Below are 25,205 nucleotides of genomic sequence, written 5' to 3' on the forward strand. Positions count from 1 at the left end.
GCGAACACTACGTCCCCAACGTGAGGTCGTGCCATGGCGACTGAGCACGTGGAAAGTGGAGAGCTGGACCGGCGCATCGGCAGGCGCGTCCGAGCGCTTCGGTTGCGTCGAGGCCTTGGACTGCGCGCCTGCGCGGAGTTGTGCGGACGGACCGAGGAGTGGCTGCGTCAGGTCGAGCGCGGTGAGCAGCGCCTGGACAAGCTCTCCACCCTCGTCGCCTTGGCGAACGTGCTCGGCGTACGAGATCTGAGCCTTATCGTCGAAGACCGGCTTCAGGGCATGACGTGCACCGTCACCGAGGGCGGCAGGATCCGGCACGAGGCCGTTCCCGCCATTCGCCAGGTGCTGTCCACGCCGATCTATCCGCCGCAGCTTGTGGACGACCTGCCCGCCGAGAGCGAGAAGCTGCGGCGCCGGCTGGCTGTCGCCTGGTCGGCCTGGCACGGGTCGGCTCGGCCGTACACCGCTTTGGGCGCGGTGGCGCCCGGCCTGCTTCAAGACGCACTGAACCTGCACCGAGCGGCCGCGCCCAGCATACGGCGCACCACCTGGGCTCTTCTCGCCGAGACCTTCCAGCTCGCGCAGCGTTTCCTCTACTGCGTCGGAGAAGCCGAGTTGGCGGCCCGCGCAGCCGACCGCGCGATGGTCGCCGCTGAGGAGACCGACGATCCGCAACTGATGGCGATCTCCGCCTGGACTTCCACGATGGCCGCACTCGGGCGCGGCCAGACTGACGAGGCATTCGAAGTGGCGTCGACCGCGGCGACCTACTTGGAGCCAAGGTCGAACTCCTCGCAGGCAGTGCTGTCGGCGTGGGGTTCGTTGCACCTGTTCGCCGCCATCGCCTGCGCGAAGAACCACCGCGGCGCCGACGCCTGGCGGCACTGGGACCTCGCGCACCGGGCCGCCTCCGCTCTCGGCCCTGCTCATCACAACCCTCTGACGATGTTCGGCCAGGCCAACGTCGCCATCTACGGTGTGGCGATAGAGGTGGAGACAGGGCGGTCCAGCGCGGCGATCGACCGGGCCAAGGCCATCACCGTCTCGGCCATTCCCTCGACGAATCGGCGGGCCCAGCACCTGCTGGATCTGGCGCGAGGGCACATGCGGCAGCGGGATTTCGACGCAGCCCTCACCTGCCTCCGGATGTCGGAGACACAGTCGACGGAGACCGTGGTCTTCAACCCGCTCGCACGGCAGACCATCAGCGAGATGATCGAGGCGAAGCGTCGTCCTCCCGCTCCGCTGCTGGACCTCGCGACGCGAGCCCGCGTCATCGCCTGAATGTCACCCCCAACCGCTGGTTGGGTTTGCCCCTGTGAGCCGGCCGTACGGTCGCGCCATGAGTACGCAGCTTGCCAATCCGGCGGTGGTCCGCGACGCGCTCCAGTCGCTCGCCGCCGCACTCGAAGGCCGGGGCTTCGCCGCGCGGCTCCGCAGCGGTGAGGGGTCTTCGCTCCGCCTGTTCGTGATGAACCCTGAGGCTCCCGTCCTCACGGAACACATCATGATCGTGCCGGATGCGGAGGGGGAGTGGAGCTTCTGGTTCCCCTGGCCCGAACGGATCGCTCTCGTCACGAACGTCACCGAGGCCGCAGACCGCATCGAGCGTGTGCTGGCCGAGGTAGACCGTTAGCCGGAGTGCGCCCGTATGGTCTCGCGCGGTGCACCTCGCGGCGTTCCCAAGGACGCGCAGCTTCCCGCGCCGTTCCACGGCGTCCACGTCGCGCCACCGCAGACAGGCTGCGAAAGGCTCGTGTGGAGGAAACCGACGGCGCGGTGCACACACCTGCGGGTACGACGGCACACCTGTGAGTGCCAGCCGGTGGTCTACGAGCTGTGCGTTTCCGGCGGCCTGGTGTTCATCCGCCGCACCGTCCGCAAGCCGACCGGTCTGTCCGTACGCGAGACGGAGTGGCTCCTGACGGCCAGAGCCATGGAGCTCTGGCAGCGCCTGCTCACCGGGCAGGCCCGATAGCTCCCCCTCCACCAGGAAACCCACGTCAGAAGGAGAGTGCCTCAATGACCCTGAGCGCCCAGCTCGACGCGTTCGCCGTCGAATTGCCGGTCGCCTTCGACCCGCGCTGGAACCGTATCCCCGGGATCACCGTGGACGGAGCCACCATCACGGTCGACCCTGAGAAGTACTTCTTCCGGTTCGAGAACTCCACCTGGCTCCTGTGCGACTGGAACCTCGTCGCCAGCCAGCTTCTCGGCATCGAGGAGTCCGCGGAGACCGCCGTCGAACAGCTCGCCCTGGAGTTCGTGCAGGAGCACGGCTTCTCCACCTCCGACGCCGGCCGGGTGCTGGCCACGGCCTGGGAGGTCTACAGCTACCTGTTCCGCGAGGAGCACCTGCCCACCCTCGGCCTGCCCCAGATCACCGCCGACCACCTGCGGATGCTCCGCGAGGCCGCCACCTTCATGGCGCTCAACAAGGTCGAGCTGGACGGCCACATCTCCAACGTCGGCCCATGCTGGTTCTTCCCCGCCGCCACCTCCGTCGTCTACGAGCTGGACGAGGAGGAGGGCGGCATGCTCGACGAGGTCTACCACGGCACCTGGTTCAACGAGTACCGCCGCATCGAGTCGATCAAGGCGCACGCCGCGCTCGGCGGACGGCTGGTCCACGGCTGCCAGTCCGTGCCCAACCAGTCCGGCGGCGCCTGCGTGCCGTACGGCGCCTCGATGCAGACCTTCCGCACCGAACTGACGAGCTTCCGCGAGGAGTGGCTCGCCAAGGTCTACGCCTGCCGCACCGCCAGCTGACCCATCCCGTACGGCCCGCGCTTCGGTGAGCGCGGGCCGTACGCCCCAAATGCCGAAGGAGTAACCCTCGTGGACGAGCCGACCGTCACCCGGCTGTGCGCCGAACTGTGCGCTAAGGCGAGGTTCCCGGGTGAGCCGAAACGTGAGCCGATGCGGGCTTGGTCGCTGTCGGCGGTGGAACGCCTGCACTTTCCCGACGGCTCCACGGCCATTTTCAAATTCGCCGCCGAGCCGTTCACGGGCGAGGACCGGGCCCTCAAGCTGGCCGCTGTCCATGGCGTGCCCGTCCCCGAGCTGTACGCCTGCGCTGTCAGCGGTGGCGTCCTCGGGATGCTGATGCAGGACCTTGGCGAGCCGGTCCGAGAGGCAGCGGACGACGACGGGGTCAAGGCGGCGGTGGTCCTCCACCGGGTTCGCCCATCGGAGATCCTGCCGACGACGCTTGATGCCGACAAACTGCGGGCCCTGCCCTTGCGTGCGCTCGCACACCTGGACTACCTGCGGCAGGTCCGGCGCTGGAAATCCACTCTCGATATCGCCGAGATGCTCTCCGCCCTGGACAAGGTGGCTCCCGCACGTGCCCAGGGGGCGGAGCTGGCGCCGTTCGGGCTGTGCCACTCGGAGTTTCACCCCAGCTCGTTGCACGTCGGGCGATCGGGATGGCGGCTGCTGGACTTCGCCCGCGCGTTCAACGGCCCCGGATTGCTCGACCTGGCCTCCTGGCCGGGAACCCAACAGGCCGCCAACGTCCAACGGGTCCGTCGGCTGATCGAAGCCTACGTCGCCGCTGGCGGACCACAGGAGGCCTTGGCGCCACGGGGTGGACTGTCCGCCGAGGCGTGGGCCCTCGGCTGGCACCGGGTCTGGATCGTGGAGTGGTTCATGGACCAGACCGTGCACTGGATCAACGACCCGAGCAGCGATCCGGTCTACATCAAGGCCGTTCGGCGTCACCTTCGCGAAGCCGTACGGCTGCTCGTGCGATGAACCGCCAGGCATGGCAGGAGCACGCCCGGCAACGTCAGGCCGTCGAGCCCGCATTGCCGGCGGCGGCTCCGTCTCGCATGTATTGGACGCCGGAGCCTGACGGTGGGCCAGGAGCCGAGATCCTGGGACACCTCGCGTGTGCGGGCGTCCTCGAGTTGGGGTGTGGCGCGGGCCATCATCTCGCTCACCTTGTCGGAGTCCACGGCGCCACCGGGGTCGGCGTCGACATCTCCGAGAGGCAAATCGAACGGGCGCGCACGCGCTACGGGGACCTGCCGGGGATCGCCTTCGTTGCCGACGACGCGGCCCAGTTCCTGGAGGCGTCGTGCCATTCGTACGACGTCTGCTACTCCGTCTTCGGCGCCGTGGGGCTCACCTCGCCGAATGTGCTCGTGCCGTTGATCGCGCGGGCGCTGCGGCCTGGCGGAGTGTTGGCCTTCGCCGTTCCGCATCCCAGACGCAGTGACCGGGGCAGCACGTCGCTGTTGCCGTCCGGCGACAGGGTGCCGATCCGCCGCTGGGAGCTGAGCGTGCTCGGCTGGGTCGCGCTGCTGTCGGCAGCCGATTTCCGAGTCGACGACCTCCAGCACCTGGGTGAGCCGCCAGCTGGCCCGAAGACCTTGCTCATTGTCGCCCGGAAATCATGACGGTTCGAGGAGGCTGTCGTGCCCGAGGTTTATCTGCTCATCGACGTCGACGGCGTGCTGATTCCGTTCCCCGACAGTGAGGGGAACGGACCGGCTACTCACGTGAGGCACAGCGTCGTACCCACCGGCTATGACGCGGGCTCACCGGTCCCCATATGGCTGAATCCCACGCACGGCTCCATGCTGGCTGAGCTGATCAGCGAGCTGCCTCTGACACCGGTCTGGTGCACCAGTTGGCGTGGCGACGCCAGCCCCTTGATCGGCGCCAAGCTGGGCCTGGAGCCGTTCCCGCATGTCGAGCTGGCGCGTCAGGACATCACGACGAGCCACCCCAACGGCTACCTCTGGAAGCGGGACGACGTCTCGGCCTGGCTCGGCACCGCTCAGGCCGCCTGGATCGACGACGACTTCACCGCCGCCGACCATGCTTGGGCCGCAGGCCGGACGGCAGCAGGCATTCCCACCTTGCTCGTCCAGCCAGATCCCAGGGTCGGGCTGCTGCCGGCGCATCTGGAGACGATCCGTTCGTGGATGGCCGAGCTCGTCGGCATGCCATCCGGCCCTTCATGATCCGAGGACTGCGCGATTGATACGAGCGTCGCGTGAGCAGGGCGAAGTGCGTTCAGCAGCCGGGCTCGCAGGCAGTTCGTATCCCGCCTCCGCGCCGTCACAGTTCTAATGAGGAGTGAAGGGTTCGCCACCTGGGCCAACCGAGTCCGTGGCTTGGTGCCGCGTCTTGCGCACGGCGACAGCATCGACCGCGGCGCCGTGCCCCCGTTGGCCCATCCCGGCCGCGGTGGGGTGATTACATCTGATGACCCGGGTGGAGGAGCAGCTCGGCTAGTTCCCGGACGCGGGCGGAAGTGATGCCGGTCCGCTGCTCGACGGCGAGGGGATGGCCGGTGGGCTCCAGCTCGACGGCCGGGCGCAGCCCGACCGGCCGCGTGTGGAGGTTGGTCTTGAGGTTGAGCGTCGTCGGTTCGTAGACCGGCAGTTCAGAGGAGAGCCAGCCGAAATAGGGAGGTTCGGACTCCCGGCCCGGGGTTTCCCACAGCCGGCTCATCCGAGCGAAGCTGTCCCGGCTCAATGAGACCCATACGCCCCAGCTGAAAGTCTCGTCCGTGTCGATGATGGGGATCTCGATAAGGCCGTGGACGAAGAAGTGCTCCGCTTCGATAATGCACTGGTCGGAGGAGAGCACGCTGCCGGGCGCGCCGGTCATCTCAGGGCTCCAGTAGGCGGGCGCGGGCATGTGGAAGCTCAGCGGAAGCTCGTCATGGCGCCCGCCGCAGCAGGAGCAAAGAAAACCGGAATCGATCGACACGGGCGTCAGCGTAGCGAAGGCGCGGGATCGGAAGTCTCCTCTATGCCATTCGCGAGGTGCTTGCGGGTTCCGGCGAGCGCGGCCTCGGTTAGCCGGCACACGAGAGTTTTAGGCCAGGGTATGCCGTTTCCCGTACCGCCGGAGACGGTCTGTAGTGGGAAAAATCCGAGGGGTATCGATCTTGAGGGGAGCTTTATGTTGTGATGGTCATGTGATGGGTGTACTTGGACCGAACTGGGCCGTCCGAGGACTTGACCAGCGGGCCGGCCGATATCCGTTGTCGGTGGAGGCGCCGGTCATGCAGGCCGTGGAAGTGCTCGTGCCTGGCGTGTCCACCGTGACCCGCTATATCCGCTACTACGCCTTGTATGCGGCGTTGGCGGCTCACGCCGCCGAACGGGACTTGGACCGTGAGGCGTGTCGGCGGCTACTGCGACGGAGTGAGGTCATCTTCGCCGGGACGCACCTCGGCATTCCGGCGGAAACCCCACCGGGGCCCGCGCATGGCATCGACCGGGTTCGAGCGTTCAACGGTGAGCGGCTGGATGTGGCGCACAGCGCGAGTGAGGGACAGACCTCCTACTCACCGCGACCGTGGGGATTCTGGGCCCAGTACGGTGGGCCGAGCACAGTTCTGGGCACTGTCGTGCTGGAGAACGGAGCCCTGCGGCCGGGACGGCATCCCTGCCCGCCGGAGGTTCGGGAGTTATTCGAGCCGCTCTTCACTCACGCCGAGGCTGACTCGATGTCAGCTAGGGACCTGGTCGAACTGGGCGATCTGGCCCTGTCTTCGGAGCATCGACCGGAGGTTCCGTGGTTGAGGGACCTGTTCACCGCCTCCCGGATGAACCTCCACGACCCCGACCATTGGGAGCCCGATGACCGGACCCGGCGGGCCACTCTCCGGGTACTGGCCCGCTCCGTCGAACTGCACGGAACTGACGGTGGCTCGTTCGAAGGGATGCTCCGCTCGGCTGTGGCCTTCGGCGATCAGATCGACCGCGATCCGGTCCTGTCGTCGATTGAACAGAGTCAGGGCTGGCGCGGGGTGCTGCTGCGCCACTACTCAGTGGGCGCTTGGCGGCGTCTGTGGGCGACCCTGGTCGCCTCGATGGGGGGCGAGGACGGCGAGGCGGACCGAACCCGCGAGGAACTGCGGACGTGGCTCGCCGACCAGGTTGAGGACGTGAGCGTGACGAAGGCTCTAGACGGGCTTCAGCCGCTGCAGGACGGGTCCGGCCATCCATATCCCCGTGAACGGCAATTGCTCGATGGCGACCGGCGTGCACCGCTGACCAACATCAAGCTGCTGCTGGTGGGCGGTATGCGCGCCCGCGAACTGTCCGGCATTGCCCAAAAGACGTTCCTGGGACCACGGCGGCGAGGGATGGGAGAGATCCTCGACCCCACCTGGGTTCATCTCCTGACCGAGGAGTATCGCGGCCGTTCGCTGAAGGACCTGGCGGCACGCCTCGCGGACGACATGCTCGCCCAGGCGATGCGAGTCGCCCGTGCCAAGATGCGTATCGACCCTGTGACACAGAGACTTCGGCTGTTCTCCCGCGTGCATGAGCGCAACGACCGCTTTTATAAGACCAGTGACGAGGGCGACAGTGACGTCGGCACGCGTATCGAACAGCTCGGCGGCTTTGCCGCCCAGCTCGGCCTTCTGCAAGCGAGTGACAACGGCTGGGGTGTGACCGACGAGGCCCGGACGGCGCTGGAGCTGACGGCATGAACCGGACGACGTGGCGTTTCTCCTCTCCGCTGTCGCTACTTAACGACTGGCGCGACCGGGCCGACCAGGCGCCCCTGCACGAGGTCCTGCTGCTCGGCTTCACCGTCGACCTGCCGTTCCTGGAGCAGGTCGCCATTCCCACGGCCAGGGCGCTGGGCGCGCGGATCAGCGTGCTCGGTGACGCGGGCCAGGGCTTGTACGACCCGATCGACGTGCGCCTGGCCGGAAACTCCTACCTGCACAGCCTCGTCACCTGTGCAGGGGCGTTCCATCCAAAGCTCGCCCTGCTTGTTGGGGAGGACGAGGTGTGGATCGCCGTCGGCTCCGGCAATCCCACCATGTCCGGATGGGGTGCCAATGACGAGCTGTGGACGGTAGTCATCTCGTCCGGCGGCGCCGTCCACCCGGTAGTTCCGCAGACAGGAGCATGGCTGCGGCGGCTGGCGGACGCCGACCGGGTGTCGATGACACCGTGGGCCGCCGAACTCCTGCGCGAGGTCGCCGGCGATCTCGTCACCCGACCGGCGGCGGAGGCCGTGGAACCGCAGGTACGGCTGCTGGACAACCTGAATGAGGCGTTCCTTAACCGGCTTCCGCTCGGACCCGTGGACGAGTTGTGCCTGTACGCGCCCTTCACTGATGCCCAGGCGATAGGGGCCCTGATCGACCGCCTCCGGCCACGGTCCACCGTCCTCGGTCTGCAACCGCGCTGGACCAGCTATGACGGTGACGCACTGCTCGCCGTCCTGATTAAACACGACGTGGAACTGCGGTCCCTGAAGGAGAGCGCCGTACGGCACGGCAAGCTTGTCCAGTGGCGCATCGATGACCGGTTGTATGGACTCGTCGGCAGCCCGAATCTCACTCGGAGTGCTCTGTGCGCCTCGACCGCCGAGGGTGGAAACTGCGAGCTCGCTATCCTGGCGCCTCTGTCGGAGGGCCTTATGCCCGAGGGGATGGCCACGGCGTCCGAGACGGTGGCCGGCCGATCTACGGTCCGCATGTCGAAGCCGTCTCCGTCACTGATCCTGCTCGGCGCGCTGATGAACGGCAAGGGACTGGAGGTCACCCTCGCGAAACCGCAGAGGGCAGACGTCGTGGTCAGAAGCTCGCCGGACGGCTCTCCCGGCTCCTGGCAGACGGTAGGCGTCATTGCGCCCGGAGAAGTCACGCTCTTGTCCACGTTGCCGGAGGCATCTGGTTCCGTCGTCCGCGCAGAAATGGCTCTGGCCGATGGCCGTGTCGTGCAGTCCCCGCCTGTGTTCGCGGTCAACCCGGTGCGATGCGCTCGCCGCGTCTCGGAAGCCGAAGGTCCGCGCCTGCGCCGGGAATACACCGTGGAGGAGGTCTTCACCGACGCAGAGCTGGCCGCCCGCTTCAACGCCGATCTCATCCGCCTGGCGGAGCTTTTGTCGCAGGACTCCGGCGCCCGCCCGGCGGGCGCGCCAGCGCGTGGCACGGCGACCCGGTCGGTGATCGAGGATCGCTGGAGCGCCCACCTGGAGGAGTGCGGCAAGGTCTATGGGGCCTCGCTCACCAGTCTGGTCTACGGGCCGGCCGTCGCAGTGCTCCCGGACTCTTCTCGCATATCGCGCTGGAATGTCACCGTGAGCGTGACCGGGGAGAACGAAGAGGAGGAGAACCCGCCGGAGGAGGATGGCGCCGCCCCGGAGATCGATACCTCGAAGCGCCCGGTGTACCGGCGCTGGGCCTGCCGGTGGGTCGAGGCGGTGAACCGGCCCGGTGGGCTCGCGCCGTTGCCGCTGCGCATGCTGGTGGCCGGAATGTTTGTGAAGTTACTGGCTGCAGGGGCGTGGGAGTTGTCCGACGACTCCTGGAGGGAGCCTCTCGGACGACTGACCCGGGCCTTGGTCCCCACGGACAGGGACGACCCGCCCGTGGAGACCAGAGGGCGGCTGTGCTCCGTTGTCGCCACCTGCACGGCCCTCCTGACTCAGGATGTCTCCCTCACCGGTGGAGGGCCGAACGACCTCCTTGCCGCCCACACCTGGACCGCAGTCGAGTCCCTGGTCGCCGAGGCCGACCCTGATCTGGCCGAGGACCTGCTCATCACACCCGTACAGCCCCGCGCCAGGGTCGCGTCTCGCACTGAGCTCTGCCGCCTCATCGATTTGGCCGCAGACGACGACCCACTCGCGGAGGTCAGGGCCGAGATCGACGACAACGGCTGGGAGATCACCGAGCAGGACGGGTTGTGGGAGATCACGGGGAACTTCACCAACCCCACGCCCGTCGCCGCCCGGGTAGCGACCCGCATCGGCGCATCTGGCGCGTCGGCCGTAGTCCTGGCCAGAGCCGGAACAAAGTGGACGCTGATCGCCTGGCGGAGGCCTGAGCTTGTCCTTCTCAGCTTTCCCGCTTCTACCTGGCGGGTTTATCAGATCATGCCGCCCGCGAGCCCTGAATCCCGTTTCTCCTCGGCCGACATTTCCTCCGCTCCCGGCCTCGTCGGTAAGGCGATCCACATGAGCAAGGCACCTCCCGACCGCGCGCGCCAGGTGTTCGCGGACTGCGGTTTCGATCCGATCGAATTGCGAGAGCGCATCCTACGGCAGCAGGCCTCTTGAGCCGAGGTGACCTCTGGTGGACGTGCGGACGAGGAGGATGTCGATGACGGAGTATCGCTTCAACTCGCTTTCCGATAGGCCAGTCCCGCCCGCGGGTTACACGCCTCACAGGTGGCAGCCGGACCCGTCCTGACTCCGGCGCCGCCCGGCTGGCAGTTCTATAGTGCCCGCGAGTGCGCCCTTGGGATGCGCATCTCGGCGATGATTGAGACCCCGGAGGGCAACGGGCGTCGTTCCCTGCCACTACCTCGCCGGTTTGCTTGCCTGCCGCCCGCTGTCCGAATTGGACCTCAAAGCTGCCGTGACCGCGCCGACGGTAGCCACCCGGATGTTCGAGGTGTACTGCGATGCCGTCGTGCTGTTGACCTCGGTGGTGTGGTCGAAGAGTGCCGAGACCAGGGCGGGATCTCGGCGGCGGTCGAGGATGGACAGCGCGACCATGACGCTCGGACGCTCCCCAGGAGTGGCCGTATCGAGAGCAGCTCGATTCAGATCCGCAAGCACCGCGTTCGTGTAGCCGACGACGTCTCGGTACGCCCCCACGAGGGCTCGTACCCCGGATGCTCCCACCTGGCCGTTCACGGCAGCGGTGGTTCTCGACATCGCGTGGATCGCTTCGATCTGGCCAGGGGCGGTGACCTGCGCCAGATCACGATGGCCGAGTACGGCGAGGGCTTCTACGGCGTGCCGGACGGAAAGCAGGATCTGCGACATGTCCGCGGTCGTCGGCGCCAGCTCGGCTGGGGACTTCAGCGTCGGCAGGTTCCGCAGCTCGAAAGTCCACTCCGGGTTCGTCGAGATGAGACGGCCCATGCGGATGGTCATCTGGTCAAGGTGATCCGCGGGGCTCGGGCGTCGCTGGTCGAACAGGAGCCGCTGCCAGCAGTGCCGTACGGCCTGCCAGCGGTCGAGCACACGGTGAAGGCCTTCTGCGGACAGGCGTAGCGTGCGGCGGACAAGCAGTTCGCGGGCGGGATGCAGTTCGGTGTGCCGCCGGGTCAGCATTGTGACGGCTTGGTAGGCGCAGTGGAGGGCCACGACAGCGGCGGTGGCGTTGCGCCGGCAGTCCGCGGACGACAGCTGTCCTCCCGCCTCGGGCTGGGCCGCGCGTATCCCCTCGGCGTTCGCGATGATTCCGGCGCATAGCTGCTCGACCGAAGCGGTCGCAGGTAGCTTCGACGGCGGTTGCGTGACCCTGAGGGGTACGGCGGCCAGCGTCTCGGTGGCTCCCGGCGCCGTCACCCGAAAGGCGATGTCGCCTGCGGTCTGCAGGGCAGTCACCAACCGGTCGAGCCGTATGCTGTCCAGACCCGCCCTGCGCACTTCGGCTCGGGCCGCCTTCATGACTCGGCCGAGGAGCTGTGCCTGGCGTGCCACGGTGTCCAGCACCGCGTGCCGGACGCCCATGTCCTCAATCGCGTTCGCCCAGTCCGATCGCGGGTTGTAGTGCGTCTTCAGCAGGTCATGGCCGGTGCCGAGGGCGAGCGCGGCGCCGGCGACATGGACCGGGACGGGATGCGCGGTGTTGCGATTCCGGCCGGCGAGTTGCCGGTCGAGGTCGCGCAGGATCACGTCGGCTTCCTGAAGCAGGACGCGCGGATGGTTCACCCGGTCCCACAGGTGGGACAGCCGCTCGTGCGCGGGGGTGCGTTCGGGCGCGAGATCGTCCAAGTATCGGAGCAGGACCGTCGTCATCCGGCGCGCCGGCTCGATCGTCGCGATGGCGGCGACACCGGAAATGGAGCGCTCAGCGCAATAGACGGCGGTGTTCATCTGCTCGGACGCCTCACGCAAGAAGTCGCCGAAGACGGTTGCCATGGTCGCTCACCCGCCCAGGAAAAGCTGGATGCGGGTGCCGCAGCGCGAGGCGGTCAGCGCGGCAAGCCGGGCGTCCGGGGTCTTCATATCGAGAGCCCTCTCGGCCATCACCTCGCGGAGGAGCCCGCCCAGGGCAGCCATCGCCTCTGTGACAGCAGACCGGTCGTCGGCGTCCTTGAAGACCAACGGCATGTCGTACGCCGTGGCAGGAACCGACCTCAGCGCGGACGCGCCCTCGAACGCGGCGCTTCCGGCCGAGACCCACGCCGGAAACTCCTCTGGGGCGCTCGCGCCTTCCATGGCCCGGGCTGCCTCCGATGCGACCAGGAACGCGTGTAGAGCGGTGTCGACGTCGCGCCATGCCTCCAGCTCGGCGTGCGCTTTGGACAGCTCATCGATCAGGGACACGAGACCTCCTAGTGATTCAGACATGACTGTCGAGCTCGGGCTCATCCGCCGGGTTATCCGAAGCGGATTCTGTGGAATGGCCCCACCAGCCAGGCGGGGCGGGTTCGACGTTGGCCAGGTGAGGTTCCAGGTGTTCGTCCTCGCTGCACTGATAGAAGGGGCCGCGGGCACCGAGCAGGATGGGCAGTTGGTGGTCGAGGTGGTCGCGGTACCAGACGCCCATGCCGGTGCCCGCTTCCAGGCGCAACGCCTCCCAGGCGTGCCAGAGTGCCGTGAGCCGCGAGATGGCCTCGGCGTGCCTCCACCACTGCGCGCACCAGCGGAACTCCCCACCGAGCGTCCGCCGGTACATGGGGACAAATCGCTCGGTCACCCATTCCTCGACCGTCTCGTAGACCGGTTCGGTCATCGTGCCGCTCCTTCCGCGATGAGCCGTTCGAGACGGTCACGGCAGGCCTGGATCCGGTCGGCGTCGCGGCTCTCGTACCACGGGAGCAGCGAGATCAGGGCGGGACGTCCGCCGGTGGCAAGTAGCAGCGCGGTCCCCGGCGGGAGCGCACGGATGGCCGCGGGTTCGAGGATGTCCTGTCGGCGCAGCGAGATCTGCTCCGAGGCCCGGCCGTCGGCGTACGAGACCGAGCGGACGGGCACGTCGTGCTGGCCGACGAGCGTGGCGAGGTCGCGGGCCAGGCGTGGGGAGTCGACACCGGCGCCGATGACCTTGCGGGTGGCCGCGCCCCACATGGCGGCCATACCCGCCTCGCCCCACACTGTGACGCCCTGCTCGTACGACTGGAGGATCGTCACGGGGACGATGCCGCGCGAGCCGAGGTGGCTGTACAGCTCGGGCAGGTCGGCGATCCGGCAGATGTTGGCCGCCTCGTCGAGGGAGACGACCATCGGCGGGTCGAGCCTGCCGCCCATGCGCTCGGCCCGGCGTTCGGCGGCCCGCATTGCGGTGTCGGTGAGTGCGGCAATGAGCGGCGCGGCAGCCGAGCGCGACTTCGACAACAGGTAGAGGGTGTCGGTTCCGGCAGCGAAGGCCTTCGGGTCGAAGGCGGGGAGGGTCGACGGTGTGACCCAGGAGATGATCGCCTCGTCGCGCAACGCTTTGGCTGCGGTACGAGCCGTCTGGTAGATGCCGTCGCGTGTCTCGACCGCGCCGTTCTGCGCGCCGCGCAGCGACGAGGCGAGCAGGGAGAAGCCCGCGGCCTCCAGCAGTTCGACCGGTGTCGGTACGGCAGGCGTGTCGAGCCACTTGGCGACATCGCGCATCGTGCGGCCGGAGGAGGCGGTGGCGAGGAACAACGCGCACAGCAGGTCCTGCGCGGCGGGTCCCCACAGGTCACGCTTGGTGCCGTCGTCGACGGTGAGGACGAAGTGCCCGGCCAGCCGGTGAGCGTCCTCTACCGTCGAGAGCCCGCGCAGCGGGTCCCACCACCAGGTCTGCGGCTGATAGGTGATGTGCTGCGGGTCGAACAGCCACACCGTGCCCTCGGCGGCGCGAAGGGTGGCGGTCGCCGCCCACAGGTCGGACTTGTTCGACGTCGCGATCACCGGCCCAGGAGCCGAGAGCACGTACGGGATGCTCAGACAGGTCGTCTTGCCCGACCTGGGGGCCATGAAGGCCACGATGGTGTCCTCCCATGAGGCGTACAGCGTGGGCCCGCTGCGCATCAGGTCGCCGAGCGCCAACCCGATGTCGCAAGGCATCGCCGGCCCGGACAGGGACGGCCGCAGCTCGCGGGCCTTCTTCTCCGCCGCTTCCGGCTTCAGCGCAGCGAGCCCGGGATTGTCGGCGAGGGCGGCCACCGGATCCACGGGATCGGGGAGCCGTCCGATGACGAACCACCAGCCGGCTACGACAAGGGCGAGCGCAGCTGTGACGAAGACGGCGGCAACGACGACAACGGCAAGCGTCGGCGTGCCGGGCCACGCGGAAGCCGTACGGCCTTCGAGCACACGCCACGCGAAGTCGGTGCCGAACGCGCGGACCCGCCCGCCGAACAAGCCTGCCGCGATCCGGGCCGCGACCCAGATGAGGCCGAAGAACGCAACGACGCCCCACCCCGCGAAGAGCGCCACCCATGCTCCGGTCGCGCCGTGCGGGGTGAACCCGGTGCGCGGTCCCACCGCTCTCGTCATCGGATCGCCTGGTCGGTGTCGTACAGCTCGTGCTCGACGCCGACAAGCGCGAGCTCGACCGGGATGCCGAGCCGGTCGCCGGTCTTGATGAGGTACTTGCCGCGACCTGGATGCCGGGCTCCTGGCTGCCAGGAGTCCGGTGCCGACCAGGAGGCCACCAGCTCCTGCTCTGGCCCCGTCAGGCGGGTGATCTCGCTGACGCGGGCCAGCTCGCGCGGGGGTAGCCCGGCCAGCACGGTGATGGCGCTGCGGTCGATGAAGCCGCGGGCCTTGGCCCGGTCCTCCTCGGTCGGCAGTGCCTCCAGGTCGGCGAGCGAGTGGGTAATCATGATGGAGGCCATGCCCTTGGCGCGGTTGAGCCGGGTCAGGCTGTCGGCGTACTCGACCAAACCCGGCGCCCCACGTAGTGCACGCCACAGCTCGTCCATCACAGCCATATAGGAATGGCCAGTGGTGCCATCGACCATGGCGAAGCCGTACGCCCAGGTGCACAGCATCGCGGCGGTGAGAAGCTTGTCGCCCGCTGCGCCGACGCGGGAGATGTCCACGGAGACCGCGGGCGCGGTCAGGTCGATGGGGCGGGTGGTCGGCCCGTCGAAGACGCCGGCAAGCGAACCCGTGCAGAGCAGTTCGAGGGTGAAGACGAGGTCGCTGACCCGCTCGCGGTACCGCTCCGGGTCGTCGGTCCGCGCGGCCGATCGCAGCGCTTCGGGGCCCTCTTCGAGTACGGCAAGCACATCGGGCACGGTCGGTGCGGTGAGTCGTTCGTCGAGCAGATCGATGGCCCGGCCGAGGATGACCTCTTCGGCGTTGCCGACCGGCGCCTCGCGGATGAGCGTGCACAGCGCCATCAGCAGCGAGAGCCGTCGTCCGCGCAGCTCCCAGCGCGTACGTTCGGCTTCGGCGCCGCGTTGGGTCTGTACGGCGGCGCCGAGCGGGCCCGCGTCGAGGGGGTTGATGCGGTCGAGGCCGCGGCCGACGCGGATGACCTGCCCGCCGACGTGCTCGACGAGCATCGTGTAGTCGGGCTTGGTGTCGCCGAGGATCAGCGCGGTCGAGCCGGACGCGATGGCCCCGACGATGAGGCGCTTGACCAGGGTCGACTTGCCGGTTCCCGGCTGGCCGAGGACGAACACGCCTGGGTTGGTGACCAGTCCCGCGCGCAGCCAGGCCAGTGGGTCGAGGCAGACGACCTCGCCGAACAGCTGATGGCGGCCGATCGGTGTGCCGATGGCGGGGGAGCCCGAGCCGGCCACGAACGGGAACAGGCCGCACACCTGTGCCGTGGTCGCCTGAAACTCCTCGCCGGCCTCCACGTGCACGGCGCATCCGCCGTACGGCTCTCGCCAGCCGCGTGCGGGAGTCTTCACCATGACCTCCTGGTCAGCTCGGCCGGGCAGACGCCGCAGGGCAAGGTGGTGGCGAACCCGGCGGACTGGCTGCCCCACAGCCGGCGAAGCCGGATGCGAGAGGCTTCCGCGGCGGCCTCGGTGACCGCGACGGCCTGAGCCAGGTCCTCCTCGCGTATGACAGTCGTGGTGACGTACAGCGTCACAAGCGTGACCCCGGCCCCGGTTGCCTCCTCGGCGGCGGCCTGCCGGGCGCGGGCCTGGTCGTAGGCGTCGCGGGCGGTCTCGTCCCGCCCGGTCCGGCGGCGGTACTGCTCACGGAACGCGGCGGCGTTGACCTCATCTTCGAGCACCCGCGTGGCCTCGGCGGCGGGCAACGGGCGGTATTGGAGACTGACCCGCTTCGGGTGTGGACCCGGAGCGACCAGGCGGCTGAGCACGTCGGCGGGGACGTTCTGTCGTGGCGCCTCGTGCCAAGCCCAGCTCACGCTGATGCCACTGTCGTGCCGGTAGTGATCCGGGTGCTCCTCAGCGCCGATGGGACCGGCGTCCGCCCACGTCAGGTCATCGGAGCGGGCCGTATCGGCGCGAGCAGCGGGATCGTAGGCGGCGCGGACGATTCCGGCCAGCTCGGGTGCGGTCGCCCAGCCGGTGACGGTGACGCCGCACGATCCGAGCGCGGAGGCCAGCGCCTCGGTGGTGCGGCCGAGCTCGCCGATCGCTGTGCTCATGTCGCCCTGTCCGGCGGGGGAGCGGGCCGGGTCGAATGTCACGCTCACGTAGGTGTTCACTCGGGCCGCCGTACGCGGTGCCGTACTGACCAGTTGCCGCATGAGCAGGGCCGCCGCTTCGGGCGCCGTGGGAGACAGTGCGCGGCCGACGGTGTCGGCGAGGGCGGAGCCGGGCTCGGGTGCGGTGTCGATGGTGACCGTGACCCAGCGGACGGCCGGCATGTGCCCGAGCGAGGCCAGCCAGGCGCCCCAGTTGGCCACCCAGGTGTCTGCGTCCGACCGCTCCGCCAGCCAGGTCGAGGCGGGTGACACCTTCAGCGTCGCGGTGAACAGCCCGGTGCGGCGGTCCCACACGATGCCGTATGGCCGACCGAAGGCGTCCTTGGCTGACATCAGCCGGGTCGCGGCCAGAACTCCGGGCAGCTGAAAGGCACGAGGATGGGCGACGACAACGCCAGCTCGATAGCGAGTGTGGCCGCGGGCCTTGCCGTACGACCAGCGGATCCGACGCGTGATGAGGTTGGCGATGGGAACGCCGCTGACCCGGATCAGCACCAGCGCTCCGGCCAGGGCAGCGGGCGGACCGGTATAGAGCGCGGCACGGAAGTTCACGGACACGGTGAGGACCAGTGCGGTGAGCGCGCCCAGCGCAACGAACGTCCCGGTCGTGCCCAGGCCGAGCAGGCCGAGGCCGCGCCGTCGGCGCCAGCCTCCGTAGGTACGGATGTCCGTCATCGCTGGTGGTCCTCTCGGATGGAGTTCGCGGCGGTCTTCGCGCCGGACGCCACGCCACTCGCCGCGGTCGCCGCCGCAGCGGCGGCTGGTCCCGCCGCTTTGGCTCCTGCTCCTGCCGCCGTTGAGCCCGCGGTCGTCGTCCCAGAGGATGAGGGCGCGTCAGTTGACGCTCGTGTGCCCCCGAGCTGGGATGACAAGTAATCGGCGTGGCTGCTCGCGCCTGTGGGGGAGGAGGACGGAGACGAGTTGCGGAAGGAGCTGAGGGCGACGGCTCCGGCGACGCTCGCTCCGAGAATGCCGCCACCTCCACCGGCGCTTGCCAGCGAGCCCGTCGTCCAGGTGAAGAACTTCATCAGCACCGGCATGGCGATCAGCGACAGGAGCATCATCGCGAACCCCATGAGGATGGTCCGTACGTCCTTGCCTTCGCCGACCATGGTGAACGTCGTGGCGAACACGGCGGCGACGGCGGGCTTGTAGAAGATCAGGGCGAGCATCCAGCCGGTCACCTTGCGAAACCACGGCTTGGTCATCACGGTCATCGACCCGGCGGCGGCCAAGGGGAGAAGGCCGGCGAGGACGACCAGGGCGGCCTCGCGGAACAGCATGAGCACGGCCTGCACCACGCCGATCAAGATGGCGACGATCCCCAGCACGATCACCACACCGGGTGCCGCGCCGGTCAGAGCCAGGATTTTCGTGAGGCGCCGGCCGAAGTCGTCGTGGGAGACGGTGTCGAGGATCCAGTTGGACCAGGCGTCGCCGGCTTTGACGAGCATCGAAGCCGTCAGCACGCCGATGGTCGAGGTCGCCGCGATGACGACCAGGCCGGAGCCGACGTCGACCAGAGGGCTGCCCTTGCGGGTCAACGCCATCTTGCCGCCCGCACTGAGCACGCCGAGTACGGCGACCGCGATCGCGATCGGCAACGTCCACTCGCGCAAACGGTCCACGGCTGATTCGGTGGCGAGGTCGGGTGAGGGCACCCTGACCCACCAGGAGATGCTGTTGCCGACCACCCATGCCACGCCGTCCTGGATGGCCTTGGCGATCTCATCAAGGATGCCGTTGGCAGCGCTGGCGGCCACCTTGCCGACGGCATATTCGGTCAGTGAGCAGTCTGGGGAGAGCAGGCTGTCGCACGGCATGACAGGTCACCCCTCGAAGCGGGTGTAGCGGTCGAGGGATTTCAGCGGGGTCGCCATAGTGCCCCAGTCGCCGTCCAACGGTGCGACTACGCGCCAGTCGCCGTTCTGCCAGACGACCTGGATGCGGGTGGAGGCCCGGACCGTGGTGCCGCGCGGGTCCGGGCCGGCGCTGACGATGTCGACGGTGGCGGCATCGCGCGTGTAGGTCTGCCAGCGGTAGGCCTCTTCGTCCACGTAGGCCTTGCCGAGCGGGCTGCCCTCAGGGAGCCCGGCTTCCTGCCTGCGTTCCTCATACTGGGTGCGTGCCTGCTCCAACAAGCGGTCGGCGTCCGGGCCTACCACCTGCTCCGTGATGGTGGGCTCGAACACCGCCGGGCCCCACTGTGAGCTTGCCCGGATGGCGATGTGCAGCGCGGCAAGCAGTGCACCCTCTCGGGTGTGGGAAAAGCCCTTGGCACGGTCGTGGTCGAGCACGCGCGGGCCGTCGAGGTCCGACAGCGGCAGCCGTACTCCATGGAAGTCCTGCCAGGTGATGCGCGCCTGGCGGGCCGGGGAAACCGGGGTTGTCGACGTGCCGCAGGCGCACGCCGTCAGCAGCACCAGGACGAGGACGGGTGCCTTCATCGGAGGAACATCCCGACAATGCCGGAGGCGGTCGCGGCCAAACTCAGCCCGCCGAGCACCCAGGGAATGCCGGACGCGCCGTCGGCGGCGAAGGAGGAGCGGTTCTTGCGGCCGATCGCCATCTGCGCGCCGCAGATGAGCAGGCCGGCGACGCCAGCGACGATGACGCCCCACTTCCCCCAGCCGAGGATGGTCGTGATCGGCCTCTCCAGGCCCGGCGGTGCGATCGGCGCCGGATTCGGCACCGGCCCCGCCTGAAGCATGTCGGCAACTGCGCTGACCAGCATGGATTGCCCTCCCTTTGCTGACATGGGGTCGATGGATTGTCGCAATTGGTAGCGTTACTGTCACGCTCCGTGGGTATTCCAGAGCGCAAGCAGTCTCAAACGGCTGCATCCGTCTTCAGGTATTCACAAGACGTGCTGTCCCAGCCGCGTGGGGGAAACTGAACGGTGACCGCTGACCACGAGGAGTGACCATGACCGATCCGCTCGGCCGTGACCCGGACGTGCTGACCACCAAGGAACTGGCCGCCAAGCTCGGGCTGTCGGCCCAGACCGTCCGCCGCATGGCCAGCGCCGGCCAGATCCCGGCGCTGCGCACCGGAAAGGACTACCGCTACTCGTGGAACGCGGTCCTCGACGTGCTGCGACAGCCCCATCCGATAGCGGGGGGCAGTGGGAATGAGGAGAGTAGGCCGGGCGCCGGACGGCTGGCGACGCAGCAGGCTCGGGACCGAGCTGCGCGGGAGTTGTGACACCGGCCGGTCTCGATGACCGTGCGGCTGCTCGTGGCGGCCGCCGGTCTGCTCATCGCGATACCGCTCGGGCTGATCCTGGCGTTCACCGCCTTGAGCGGCTCCGTTGGCTGCGGTCAGGGGCAGGACGGTGACATCCCGCCGAACTACCTACGGCTGTATCAGCAGGCCGGGCAGAAGTATGGCGTCCCCTGGCAGGTGCTCGCGGGGATCGGCAAGGCCGAAAGCGATCACGGGCGCGGTACCGGTGTCGGTATCCGGGATGGTGCGAACCGCGCCGGCGCTATGGGGCCCATGCAGTTCCTTGGCGCGACCTGGGCGGCGTACGGCGTAGACGGGAACGGCGACGGTCGGACCGACGTCTACGATCCGGCCGACGCGATCCCGTCGGCGGCGAAGTACCTGAAGGCAAGCGGAGCGCCGGCGGACATGTATCGGGCCATCTGGCGCTACAACCACGCCGACTGGTACGTCCGCCGGGTCCTCGACTTCGCCCGTGGTTACTCTTTCGGCTCGGCTGGCGTGGGGGAGGAGCTGTGCGCGCTTCCTGCGGCGCCGACTGCCGTGGCCGGCCGTGTGCTCGCCTACGCGCGGATGCAGCTCGGCAAGCCGTACGCGTGGGGAGCTGAGGGGCCCGGTGCGTTCGACTGCTCTGGGCTGACGATGCGCGCCTATCAGTACGCGGGGATCCTGCTGCCGCGCGTCGCCGCCGACCAGTGGCGCCAGGGCCCCGCTGTCACTCACGGCCAGGAGCAGCCAGGCGACCTGGTCTTCATGCACCCGGGAGCCGGCGGGCCTGGGCATGTCGGGATCGTCGTCGCTCCCGGCCAGATGATCCACGCGCCGCACACCGGTGATGTCGTGCGCTACGCGTCCTATTCCGCTCGTTCTGACGTGGTCGGGTTCACCCGGCCGGCAAGTTTTAATGGAGAAGAAATGAAGGGCCTCACCCTGGCCGAGCTGCAGCAACTGCCTGCGACGGTCGACCTGCTCACCGCCGCCCGGGCTCTCGGACTCGGGCGGACCAAGGCGTACGAGCTGGCCAAGAAGGGCGAGTTCCCCTGCCGCATCATCCGCGTCGGTGTCGCCTACCTCGTTCCCACCGCCGAGCTGCTGAAGCTCCTTGGCGTAGATCCGCATGCAGGAAGCACCCCAGGTGGCCCGATTCGCCACGGATGACGTGCGAGTCGTCGTGGCCGGCCTCGGCCAGCGCGCCGCAACCCGGCCAGAGTCGCACCCGGCGTCGAGACACGGGCGCGGCGCACTGCCCAAGGAAGAACATGCGTTGCTGCGGACGAGTAGGCCATCTTGAGTGGGATTAGGTATTTAGGATGGCTCTCCAAGTTCAGGTAGCCATGGATTGATTTGGTATACCCAGAACAGTACCTGAGCCGCTATGTCCCAGGGCAATGTTTCGGACACCTCAATAATCTCACGGGAAATTTCGCGCCGAAGCTTCTGATTCCTTGCTGCTTTCAAATCCTTGAGCCTCTGCGTAATGTCGGTGCTTTCACCGGTACGCGGTTGCATTCTTGGAGACTTGGAAGTGACCAAGCTTGCCCGAGCCATCGAGCTCGCCTTGACGACGGGGCGAGGGGTTTTTGCATAAAAGGCATGCGCTCGTTCAATCTCCCGTCTCCATGCTTGGCGAAGTCCTGCATCCGTACGAGGAGCATTAAATCCACGGGCCGTTGCTACTGCACGAAATATCGGATGCCATCGGTCCTCCCCGGAAGTAACTAGTGCTGTCAGCATTGGATCTGCAGGCCTAACCAGCCCGTCCAGAAGCGTAAACACTAAGACCTGCTGCTCATCTGTGAGGGTGGCGAGTTTAGGAACTTTCTTGAGCAGGTCGGCCCAGTGAACTGTAGTTTTCTGCCTAGCCGTCTCAATCAGCACCCGTCGGGCAGCAAAGGCGAGGAAGGCCACAGTTTTTCCACTAGCGGAAGACGCCCCAGAACGAGTAGGACATTTTCGGGCGGGTTTCCTGGTCGCCTCCTTTAGCCATTGATGAAATTCATCAATTCTTGGTTGATAGTCTTGATGTAGAACTTTCGCTGGTCCAAGTAGCCGCCTTGCCTCCGTGAGCAGACTTCGCGTTTCGTCAAAAGCGTTCCGTCTCTGTGCGGCATTAAGCTCGGCGATCAGGCGATCTAATTCATCTCGGAGATGTAGTTCGCTCGGACGCCTCACCTCATTGGGGAGTGAAGCGATTTTTCGTATACCGGCTGCGTAAATGATCCATCGAAGCTTTGATCCTGTTGCCTCACCATCCAAGGTTGCTGGCCCCACCAGCTCATAAACGGCCGGCTGAGGCGGCCGCATTTGTCTGCGGAACCGAACGGCAACGGGAATAACTTTGCTATCGTTATCTATGAATGCCTGCGCACTAATCATGCGCACCGGGCCGTGATCGGTGATATCTGAGGTCAGGTGTAGCCTTATCGCCTCGGTCGCCAGGGGGAACCCTGGAGCAATGTAAGTTTCGGCACGATGGATGGCCTCGGCGAGATGTGGTGTCCAGATGCCCTCTTCCGTGATCTGGCAGGAGTTTGCGTCTGTCCAGTACACGGCGTCATCTATTGTCTGAACGCCGATTATGGTTATGCGGTCGTTGCCCTTGCTGATGCACTTGATGAGAAGAACGTACCCATCTCGCTCAACTAGGCGCTGCAACATATTTGATCCCGGTCGCAACAGCCAGACTACCTTGCCGTGGCCATTCTGTCTGTGTGATTTATCGCGCGCAGCCCACTTGTGGTGGTTCTCATCTGCGAGAAGCACCTCGATTGTGAGGTCATCGGCAGTGAGCGTAAGACCTGTGCACGACCCTCCTTCCGCTAACTCTCCACGAAAAACTGGTACGGCCGGCTTTTTCTTGTGGTTTTCAAGTAATTTAGCGAGTGCTTTGGCGATGTAAAGATGGTCTGCACTATCAGGCCCCAAGTTTGTGCGCCGGCAGACGTGAGGCCGGCCGTTGCGTGTCGGATGATGTGCGAAATGAGGGACCTTGACCTTGCCGATGCGATCGGTGAGCTCTGCTCCGCATCCACCGAGTAAATATCCACACCAATAACTACTGTGGATATATTTGTCGCGGAATGCCCGTGCCTCCTTGCGACTGGTGGGCATGAAGAGAGGCTCTCGAGAGCGGGCGTCACCCAGAACGGCAGTTTGTACCAGTCGAGTGTCTTGCTGCATCTAATTCCTCGGGATCTGTAGCTCGAACCATAAGCGTGTGGTTGGAGCTGCTATGTGAGTGCTATGCCATCGTGATGTATCTCTGGAATAGTCTAGGGCGCGCGTAGGGACGAGAAACGCGCTCGCGGGGAGCTTTCACGGAGCCGGTATGGTGTCGTGATTCTCCCTTTCGCTGATAGGCGATGCTGATCTCGGAGCTTCAACGAAAATTGGAGCGGCTCAGTTATCGAGGTCAGGGGAGGTAGATTTGTAGCAGCGCGTTGTCACGCTTAAGGCGCCAGCCCTGCGCCCTCAGGTGTTCCGACAGCAGGTTGGCCTGCGCCGGGTCGTATCCCACAAGCTTAGGAAGCTCCACGCTCTGGATCCGATAAAACCCCGCATCGCGCAGGTTTCTTATAAGCGGCAGCGGCGTGGTGGGGACGGCCTCCCATGGCTGGTTGTCCGCTATCGGATGGGCAGCATAGTCGAAAGCGTCGTCATCGCCGGGTCGGACCAGGGGCCAGAGCTCGCGTTCATCGTATTCGTCGATGTCCGCCGCAATCTCTGGGTGTTCTATGATGTATCGGTCGCGATAAAAGTTAAAATAGCGAAGGGCATCGATATTCGAATCCGCTTCCCGCGCCTGGCCGTAGCTGTGGGCTGCCCGTAACCCGCTGAGTCTGGTGTCCCGGGCGAGGAGAGTCCGGTCGACGATGCAGAGCACTCCGGCGAGTTCTCCCATGACCAACTCCCTGCCATTGTGGATACAGCCCAAGCCGCCGAAGGAATCTTCGAGCTCGTCCGAGCGCTCCTCAGCGAGCAGGGGGCCCTCGGCGACTCGGGATGGCCAGTCGCCACCGAAGATACTCGGGCCCTGATACGTGGCCAGTAGCCGTCCCCATCCAGTGACAAGGCCGCTAATCTCCGATGGCGGACGCGACGTGCCTAACGTTGCGGTGGGGCCGCCGAAGGTATGGACGGCGATGTGCAACTGGTGTGCACAACGGCCGAGGTAAAAGGCCAGGCCCAAGCCGTTCTTCAGCGCTTGGTCACTGGTGGCGGCCAGGTCCGTCTGCTTCTGACGCACGTGCGGACAATCTAGGGCGGCCAGCATGAATTGACGGGCGCGGCGGGCCTTTAGCTCTAACGAACGCTTCTTCTGCCTCACTCTGTCATTTTGTCCGAGGACTAGGTGGAAGGTAACCGAAGTAGCCGATTTGTTGTAGTTTGATGTGTGCTTCCATGCAGGCATCTCTGCCTGAATTGATCACGGCGTTGTTTCTCGAACTCCACGGTTACGTTTCGCCGCGAACCAACTCATCCGCAATCATGCCCGCTCGCGGTCGGTGTGCTAATCGTTATCCTCGAGCTTTGGCCTCGATACGGCGAGGCTGCGGTTTGGATTTCGCGACGGGCGAGTTGTTTGCAAGCCGCCATTAAGATCTACGGCTGAAGTATTAAGCGGCGGTGGACAGCCATTTGGTAACGATGCTGCGAATGTATTCGTCCTCGATCTCGTCAGGAGTCCGATAAAAGACGTCGTTCTGCGAACGCTCCTTGACGAGGACCTTGGCAACGTGCTCGGGATCCCAGCAGTCGCATTCCATGTCCTCATGCTCCCCGGGTTCGCAACCCTGGGTGCGGATGGCGTAAACGTTGTAGAAGAACTCATCGCAGTCGGCCAAATCGGTTACTTCAGGAAGTGCGTCATAGAGGTCATCGCCGCTTGCATCCATATCGAAGCTGACGAGCCAGCCAATGATGCTGCCCGGTTCGAGATCCATATTGCTTTCCTTCGATTGATGCATTGGTTTTGTGAGAAATGAGGCCAAGGAGGTTAGGGGTGCCACCGATTCAGGAATGCGCCATCATATCCGAGGGAGCCTCGTACTACGGTGAGACCGAGATCGCGCAGCGCCTGCTCGATCTCCGCTTGTTTCTCGATCGGGTAGCAGTACTCGGCAGGCCAATAGTCCATGCCGCAGCCGCCGTCGGGGACGCCGAAGCGTTCGGCTATTTCGATGGGAATCCACTCGTCCGTCGCCAGGTGCAGGGGGATGCGCCGTTCGTTCTCCTGGTACTCGTACCACTCCTCTTCGCCGAAGTCCTCCTCCAAATCTTCCGGTGTCGGCGCCGGGGGCTCCGCGAGCAGAGCGTCCTCCCACTCCTTCAGCACCATGAACAACTGGCCACCGAAATAGCCGCTGTCAACGGTCACGGTGCCAGAGGGCCAGAGCGCGAGGATCTCGGCTGCGGT

General features: G+C 66.6%; 25 protein-coding genes. 11 read left to right on the top strand and 14 right to left on the bottom strand.

Going from position 1 to position 25,205, the window contains the following annotated elements; genetic code table 11:
- Positions 1–33: 33 nt before the first annotated feature.
- From F5972_RS10815 to F5972_RS10845, 7 genes are all read left to right on the top strand, one after another.
- Positions 34–1,284, top strand: coding sequence for a helix-turn-helix domain-containing protein (locus F5972_RS10815; protein WP_150933304.1), 1,251 nt, complete (start codon positions 34–36; stop codon positions 1,282–1,284).
- Positions 1,285–1,342: 58 nt separating this feature from the next.
- The gene (locus tag F5972_RS10820; protein WP_150933305.1) at positions 1,343–1,636 is read left to right on the top strand and encodes a hypothetical protein; all 294 of its coding nucleotides are present in this window, start codon (positions 1,343–1,345) and stop codon (positions 1,634–1,636) included.
- 189 nt (positions 1,637–1,825) lie between these two features.
- A complete protein-coding gene (locus F5972_RS38000) occupies positions 1,826–1,978 on the top strand; it encodes a hypothetical protein (protein WP_225311336.1) in 153 nt (50 codons plus the stop codon).
- A gap of 44 nt (positions 1,979–2,022) precedes the next feature.
- A complete protein-coding gene (locus F5972_RS10830; RefSeq protein WP_150933307.1) occupies positions 2,023–2,769 on the top strand; it encodes a hypothetical protein in 747 nt (248 codons plus the stop codon).
- Positions 2,770–2,838: 69 nt separating this feature from the next.
- Positions 2,839–3,756: a phosphotransferase family protein gene (locus F5972_RS10835; protein WP_225311337.1), complete on the top strand. Its 918-nt coding sequence runs from the start codon at positions 2,839–2,841 to the stop codon at positions 3,754–3,756.
- Complete coding sequence (locus tag F5972_RS10840; protein ID WP_150933308.1) at positions 3,753–4,403, top strand: class I SAM-dependent methyltransferase; 651 nt, start codon at positions 3,753–3,755, stop codon at positions 4,401–4,403. Before F5972_RS10835 ends, F5972_RS10840 begins: the two co-directional genes overlap by 4 nt.
- An 18-nt stretch (positions 4,404–4,421) precedes the next feature.
- Entirely contained in the window at positions 4,422–4,973 is a 552-nt protein-coding gene (locus F5972_RS10845) for an HAD domain-containing protein (RefSeq protein ID WP_150933309.1), read from the top strand.
- A gap of 235 nt (positions 4,974–5,208) precedes the next feature.
- On the opposite strand, the gene F5972_RS10850 is transcribed toward F5972_RS10845, so the two are convergent.
- Positions 5,209–5,727 carry a DUF2199 domain-containing protein gene (locus tag F5972_RS10850; protein ID WP_150933310.1) on the bottom strand — a complete coding sequence of 173 codons (519 nt, stop codon included), beginning with the start codon at positions 5,725–5,727 and terminating at the stop codon, positions 5,209–5,211.
- 283 nt (positions 5,728–6,010) lie between these two features.
- Here F5972_RS10850 and F5972_RS10855 point away from each other — a divergent pair, with 283 nt between their 5' ends.
- Both F5972_RS10855 and F5972_RS10860 read left to right on the top strand, forming a co-directional pair.
- Complete coding sequence (locus F5972_RS10855) at positions 6,011–7,465, top strand: hypothetical protein (protein ID WP_225311338.1); 1,455 nt, start codon at positions 6,011–6,013, stop codon at positions 7,463–7,465.
- Positions 7,462–10,053 (top strand): phospholipase D-like domain-containing protein, encoded by a 2,592-nt coding sequence (locus F5972_RS10860; RefSeq protein WP_150933312.1) that lies wholly within the window; start codon positions 7,462–7,464, stop codon positions 10,051–10,053. Before F5972_RS10855 ends, F5972_RS10860 begins: the two co-directional genes overlap by 4 nt.
- 243 nt (positions 10,054–10,296) lie before the next feature.
- Here the strand turns inward: F5972_RS10860 and F5972_RS10865 are convergent, their stop codons facing one another.
- The 9 genes from F5972_RS10865 to F5972_RS10905 all read right to left on the bottom strand — a co-directional run bounded on the left by F5972_RS10865 (position 10,297) and on the right by F5972_RS10905 (position 19,298).
- Positions 10,297–11,871, bottom strand: coding sequence for a hypothetical protein (locus tag F5972_RS10865; protein WP_150933313.1), 1,575 nt, complete (start codon positions 11,869–11,871; stop codon positions 10,297–10,299).
- Between the two features lie 6 nt (positions 11,872–11,877).
- A complete protein-coding gene (locus F5972_RS10870; protein WP_150933314.1) occupies positions 11,878–12,279 on the bottom strand; it encodes a hypothetical protein in 402 nt (133 codons plus the stop codon).
- A 16-nt stretch (positions 12,280–12,295) separates the two neighbouring features.
- Positions 12,296–12,688, bottom strand: a complete 393-nt coding sequence (locus tag F5972_RS10875; RefSeq protein WP_150933315.1) for a DUF4913 domain-containing protein — start codon at positions 12,686–12,688, stop codon at positions 12,296–12,298.
- Positions 12,685–14,424 (bottom strand): type IV secretory system conjugative DNA transfer family protein, encoded by a 1,740-nt coding sequence (locus F5972_RS10880; RefSeq protein WP_150933316.1) that lies wholly within the window; start codon positions 14,422–14,424, stop codon positions 12,685–12,687. Before F5972_RS10880 ends, F5972_RS10875 begins: the two co-directional genes overlap by 4 nt.
- Entirely contained in the window at positions 14,421–15,797 is a 1,377-nt protein-coding gene (locus F5972_RS10885; RefSeq protein ID WP_150933317.1) for a hypothetical protein, read from the bottom strand. Before F5972_RS10885 ends, F5972_RS10880 begins: the two co-directional genes overlap by 4 nt.
- Entirely contained in the window at positions 15,791–17,239 is a 1,449-nt protein-coding gene (locus F5972_RS10890; RefSeq protein ID WP_150933318.1) for an SCO6880 family protein, read from the bottom strand. The genes F5972_RS10885 and F5972_RS10890 overlap by 7 nt, the downstream gene beginning before the upstream one ends.
- A complete protein-coding gene (locus tag F5972_RS10895) occupies positions 17,236–18,327 on the bottom strand; it encodes a hypothetical protein (RefSeq protein ID WP_150933319.1) in 1,092 nt (363 codons plus the stop codon). The genes F5972_RS10890 and F5972_RS10895 overlap by 4 nt, the downstream gene beginning before the upstream one ends.
- Positions 18,328–18,393: 66 nt before the next feature.
- Positions 18,394–19,011: a hypothetical protein gene (locus F5972_RS10900; RefSeq protein ID WP_150933320.1), complete on the bottom strand. Its 618-nt coding sequence runs from the start codon at positions 19,009–19,011 to the stop codon at positions 18,394–18,396.
- Positions 19,008–19,298, bottom strand: coding sequence for a hypothetical protein (locus F5972_RS10905; RefSeq protein ID WP_142624562.1), 291 nt, complete (start codon positions 19,296–19,298; stop codon positions 19,008–19,010). The genes F5972_RS10900 and F5972_RS10905 overlap by 4 nt, the downstream gene beginning before the upstream one ends.
- Before the next feature lie 191 nt (positions 19,299–19,489).
- On the opposite strand from F5972_RS10905, the gene F5972_RS10910 reads away from it, so the two are divergent.
- Together F5972_RS10910 and F5972_RS10915 are read left to right on the top strand one after the other, a co-directional pair.
- Positions 19,490–19,768, top strand: coding sequence for a helix-turn-helix domain-containing protein (locus F5972_RS10910; protein WP_142624563.1), 279 nt, complete (start codon positions 19,490–19,492; stop codon positions 19,766–19,768).
- A gap of 15 nt (positions 19,769–19,783) precedes the next feature.
- On the top strand, positions 19,784–20,947 hold the full coding sequence (locus tag F5972_RS10915; protein ID WP_150933321.1) for an NlpC/P60 family protein: 1,164 nt from the start codon (positions 19,784–19,786) through the stop codon (positions 20,945–20,947).
- A gap of 147 nt (positions 20,948–21,094) precedes the next feature.
- Here F5972_RS10915 and F5972_RS10920 read toward each other — a convergent pair whose 3' ends face one another.
- From F5972_RS10920 to F5972_RS10935, 4 genes are all read right to left on the bottom strand, one after another.
- Positions 21,095–22,900, bottom strand: a complete 1,806-nt coding sequence (locus tag F5972_RS10920) for a competence protein CoiA family protein (protein WP_150933322.1) — start codon at positions 22,898–22,900, stop codon at positions 21,095–21,097.
- Between the two features lie 301 nt (positions 22,901–23,201).
- The gene (locus F5972_RS10925) at positions 23,202–24,116 is read right to left on the bottom strand and encodes a hypothetical protein (protein WP_150933323.1); all 915 of its coding nucleotides are present in this window, start codon (positions 24,114–24,116) and stop codon (positions 23,202–23,204) included.
- A gap of 289 nt (positions 24,117–24,405) precedes the next feature.
- Positions 24,406–24,732 (bottom strand): hypothetical protein, encoded by a 327-nt coding sequence (locus F5972_RS10930; RefSeq protein WP_150933324.1) that lies wholly within the window; start codon positions 24,730–24,732, stop codon positions 24,406–24,408.
- A gap of 53 nt (positions 24,733–24,785) precedes the next feature.
- Positions 24,786–25,166, bottom strand: a complete 381-nt coding sequence (locus F5972_RS10935; protein WP_150933325.1) for a hypothetical protein — start codon at positions 25,164–25,166, stop codon at positions 24,786–24,788.
- Positions 25,167–25,205 lie beyond the last annotated feature (39 nt).

It is taken from the genome of Microbispora cellulosiformans (genome assembly GCF_008728085.1).
Taxonomy (GTDB): domain Bacteria; phylum Actinomycetota; class Actinomycetes; order Streptosporangiales; family Streptosporangiaceae; genus Microbispora; species Microbispora amethystogenes.

Excerpts from the sequence above, each read along its gene's own strand:
- F5972_RS10890 (WP_150933318.1), bottom strand. The coding sequence starts at position 17,239 with ATGACGGACATCCGTACCTACGGAGGCTGGCGCCGACGGCGCGGCCTC.
- F5972_RS10860 (WP_150933312.1), top strand. The coding sequence starts at position 7,462 with ATGAACCGGACGACGTGGCGTTTCTCCTCTCCGCTGTCGCTACTTAAC.
- F5972_RS10830 (WP_150933307.1), top strand. The coding sequence starts at position 2,023 with ATGACCCTGAGCGCCCAGCTCGACGCGTTCGCCGTCGAATTGCCGGTC.
- F5972_RS10875 (WP_150933315.1), bottom strand. The coding sequence starts at position 12,688 with ATGACCGAACCGGTCTACGAGACGGTCGAGGAATGGGTGACCGAGCGA.
- F5972_RS10840 (WP_150933308.1), top strand. The coding sequence starts at position 3,753 with ATGAACCGCCAGGCATGGCAGGAGCACGCCCGGCAACGTCAGGCCGTC.
- F5972_RS10900 (WP_150933320.1), bottom strand. The coding sequence starts at position 19,011 with ATGAAGGCACCCGTCCTCGTCCTGGTGCTGCTGACGGCGTGCGCCTGC.
- F5972_RS10885 (WP_150933317.1), bottom strand. The coding sequence starts at position 15,797 with ATGGTGAAGACTCCCGCACGCGGCTGGCGAGAGCCGTACGGCGGATGC.
- F5972_RS10930 (WP_150933324.1), bottom strand. The coding sequence starts at position 24,732 with ATGGATCTCGAACCGGGCAGCATCATTGGCTGGCTCGTCAGCTTCGAT.
- F5972_RS10920 (WP_150933322.1), bottom strand. The coding sequence starts at position 22,900 with ATGCCCACCAGTCGCAAGGAGGCACGGGCATTCCGCGACAAATATATC.
- F5972_RS10905 (WP_142624562.1), bottom strand. The coding sequence starts at position 19,298 with ATGCTGGTCAGCGCAGTTGCCGACATGCTTCAGGCGGGGCCGGTGCCG.
- F5972_RS10880 (WP_150933316.1), bottom strand. The coding sequence starts at position 14,424 with ATGACGAGAGCGGTGGGACCGCGCACCGGGTTCACCCCGCACGGCGCG.
- F5972_RS10815 (WP_150933304.1), top strand. The coding sequence starts at position 34 with ATGGCGACTGAGCACGTGGAAAGTGGAGAGCTGGACCGGCGCATCGGC.
- F5972_RS10910 (WP_142624563.1), top strand. The coding sequence starts at position 19,490 with ATGACCGATCCGCTCGGCCGTGACCCGGACGTGCTGACCACCAAGGAA.
- F5972_RS10865 (WP_150933313.1), bottom strand. The coding sequence starts at position 11,871 with ATGGCAACCGTCTTCGGCGACTTCTTGCGTGAGGCGTCCGAGCAGATG.
- F5972_RS10820 (WP_150933305.1), top strand. The coding sequence starts at position 1,343 with ATGAGTACGCAGCTTGCCAATCCGGCGGTGGTCCGCGACGCGCTCCAG.
- F5972_RS10915 (WP_150933321.1), top strand. The coding sequence starts at position 19,784 with ATGACCGTGCGGCTGCTCGTGGCGGCCGCCGGTCTGCTCATCGCGATA.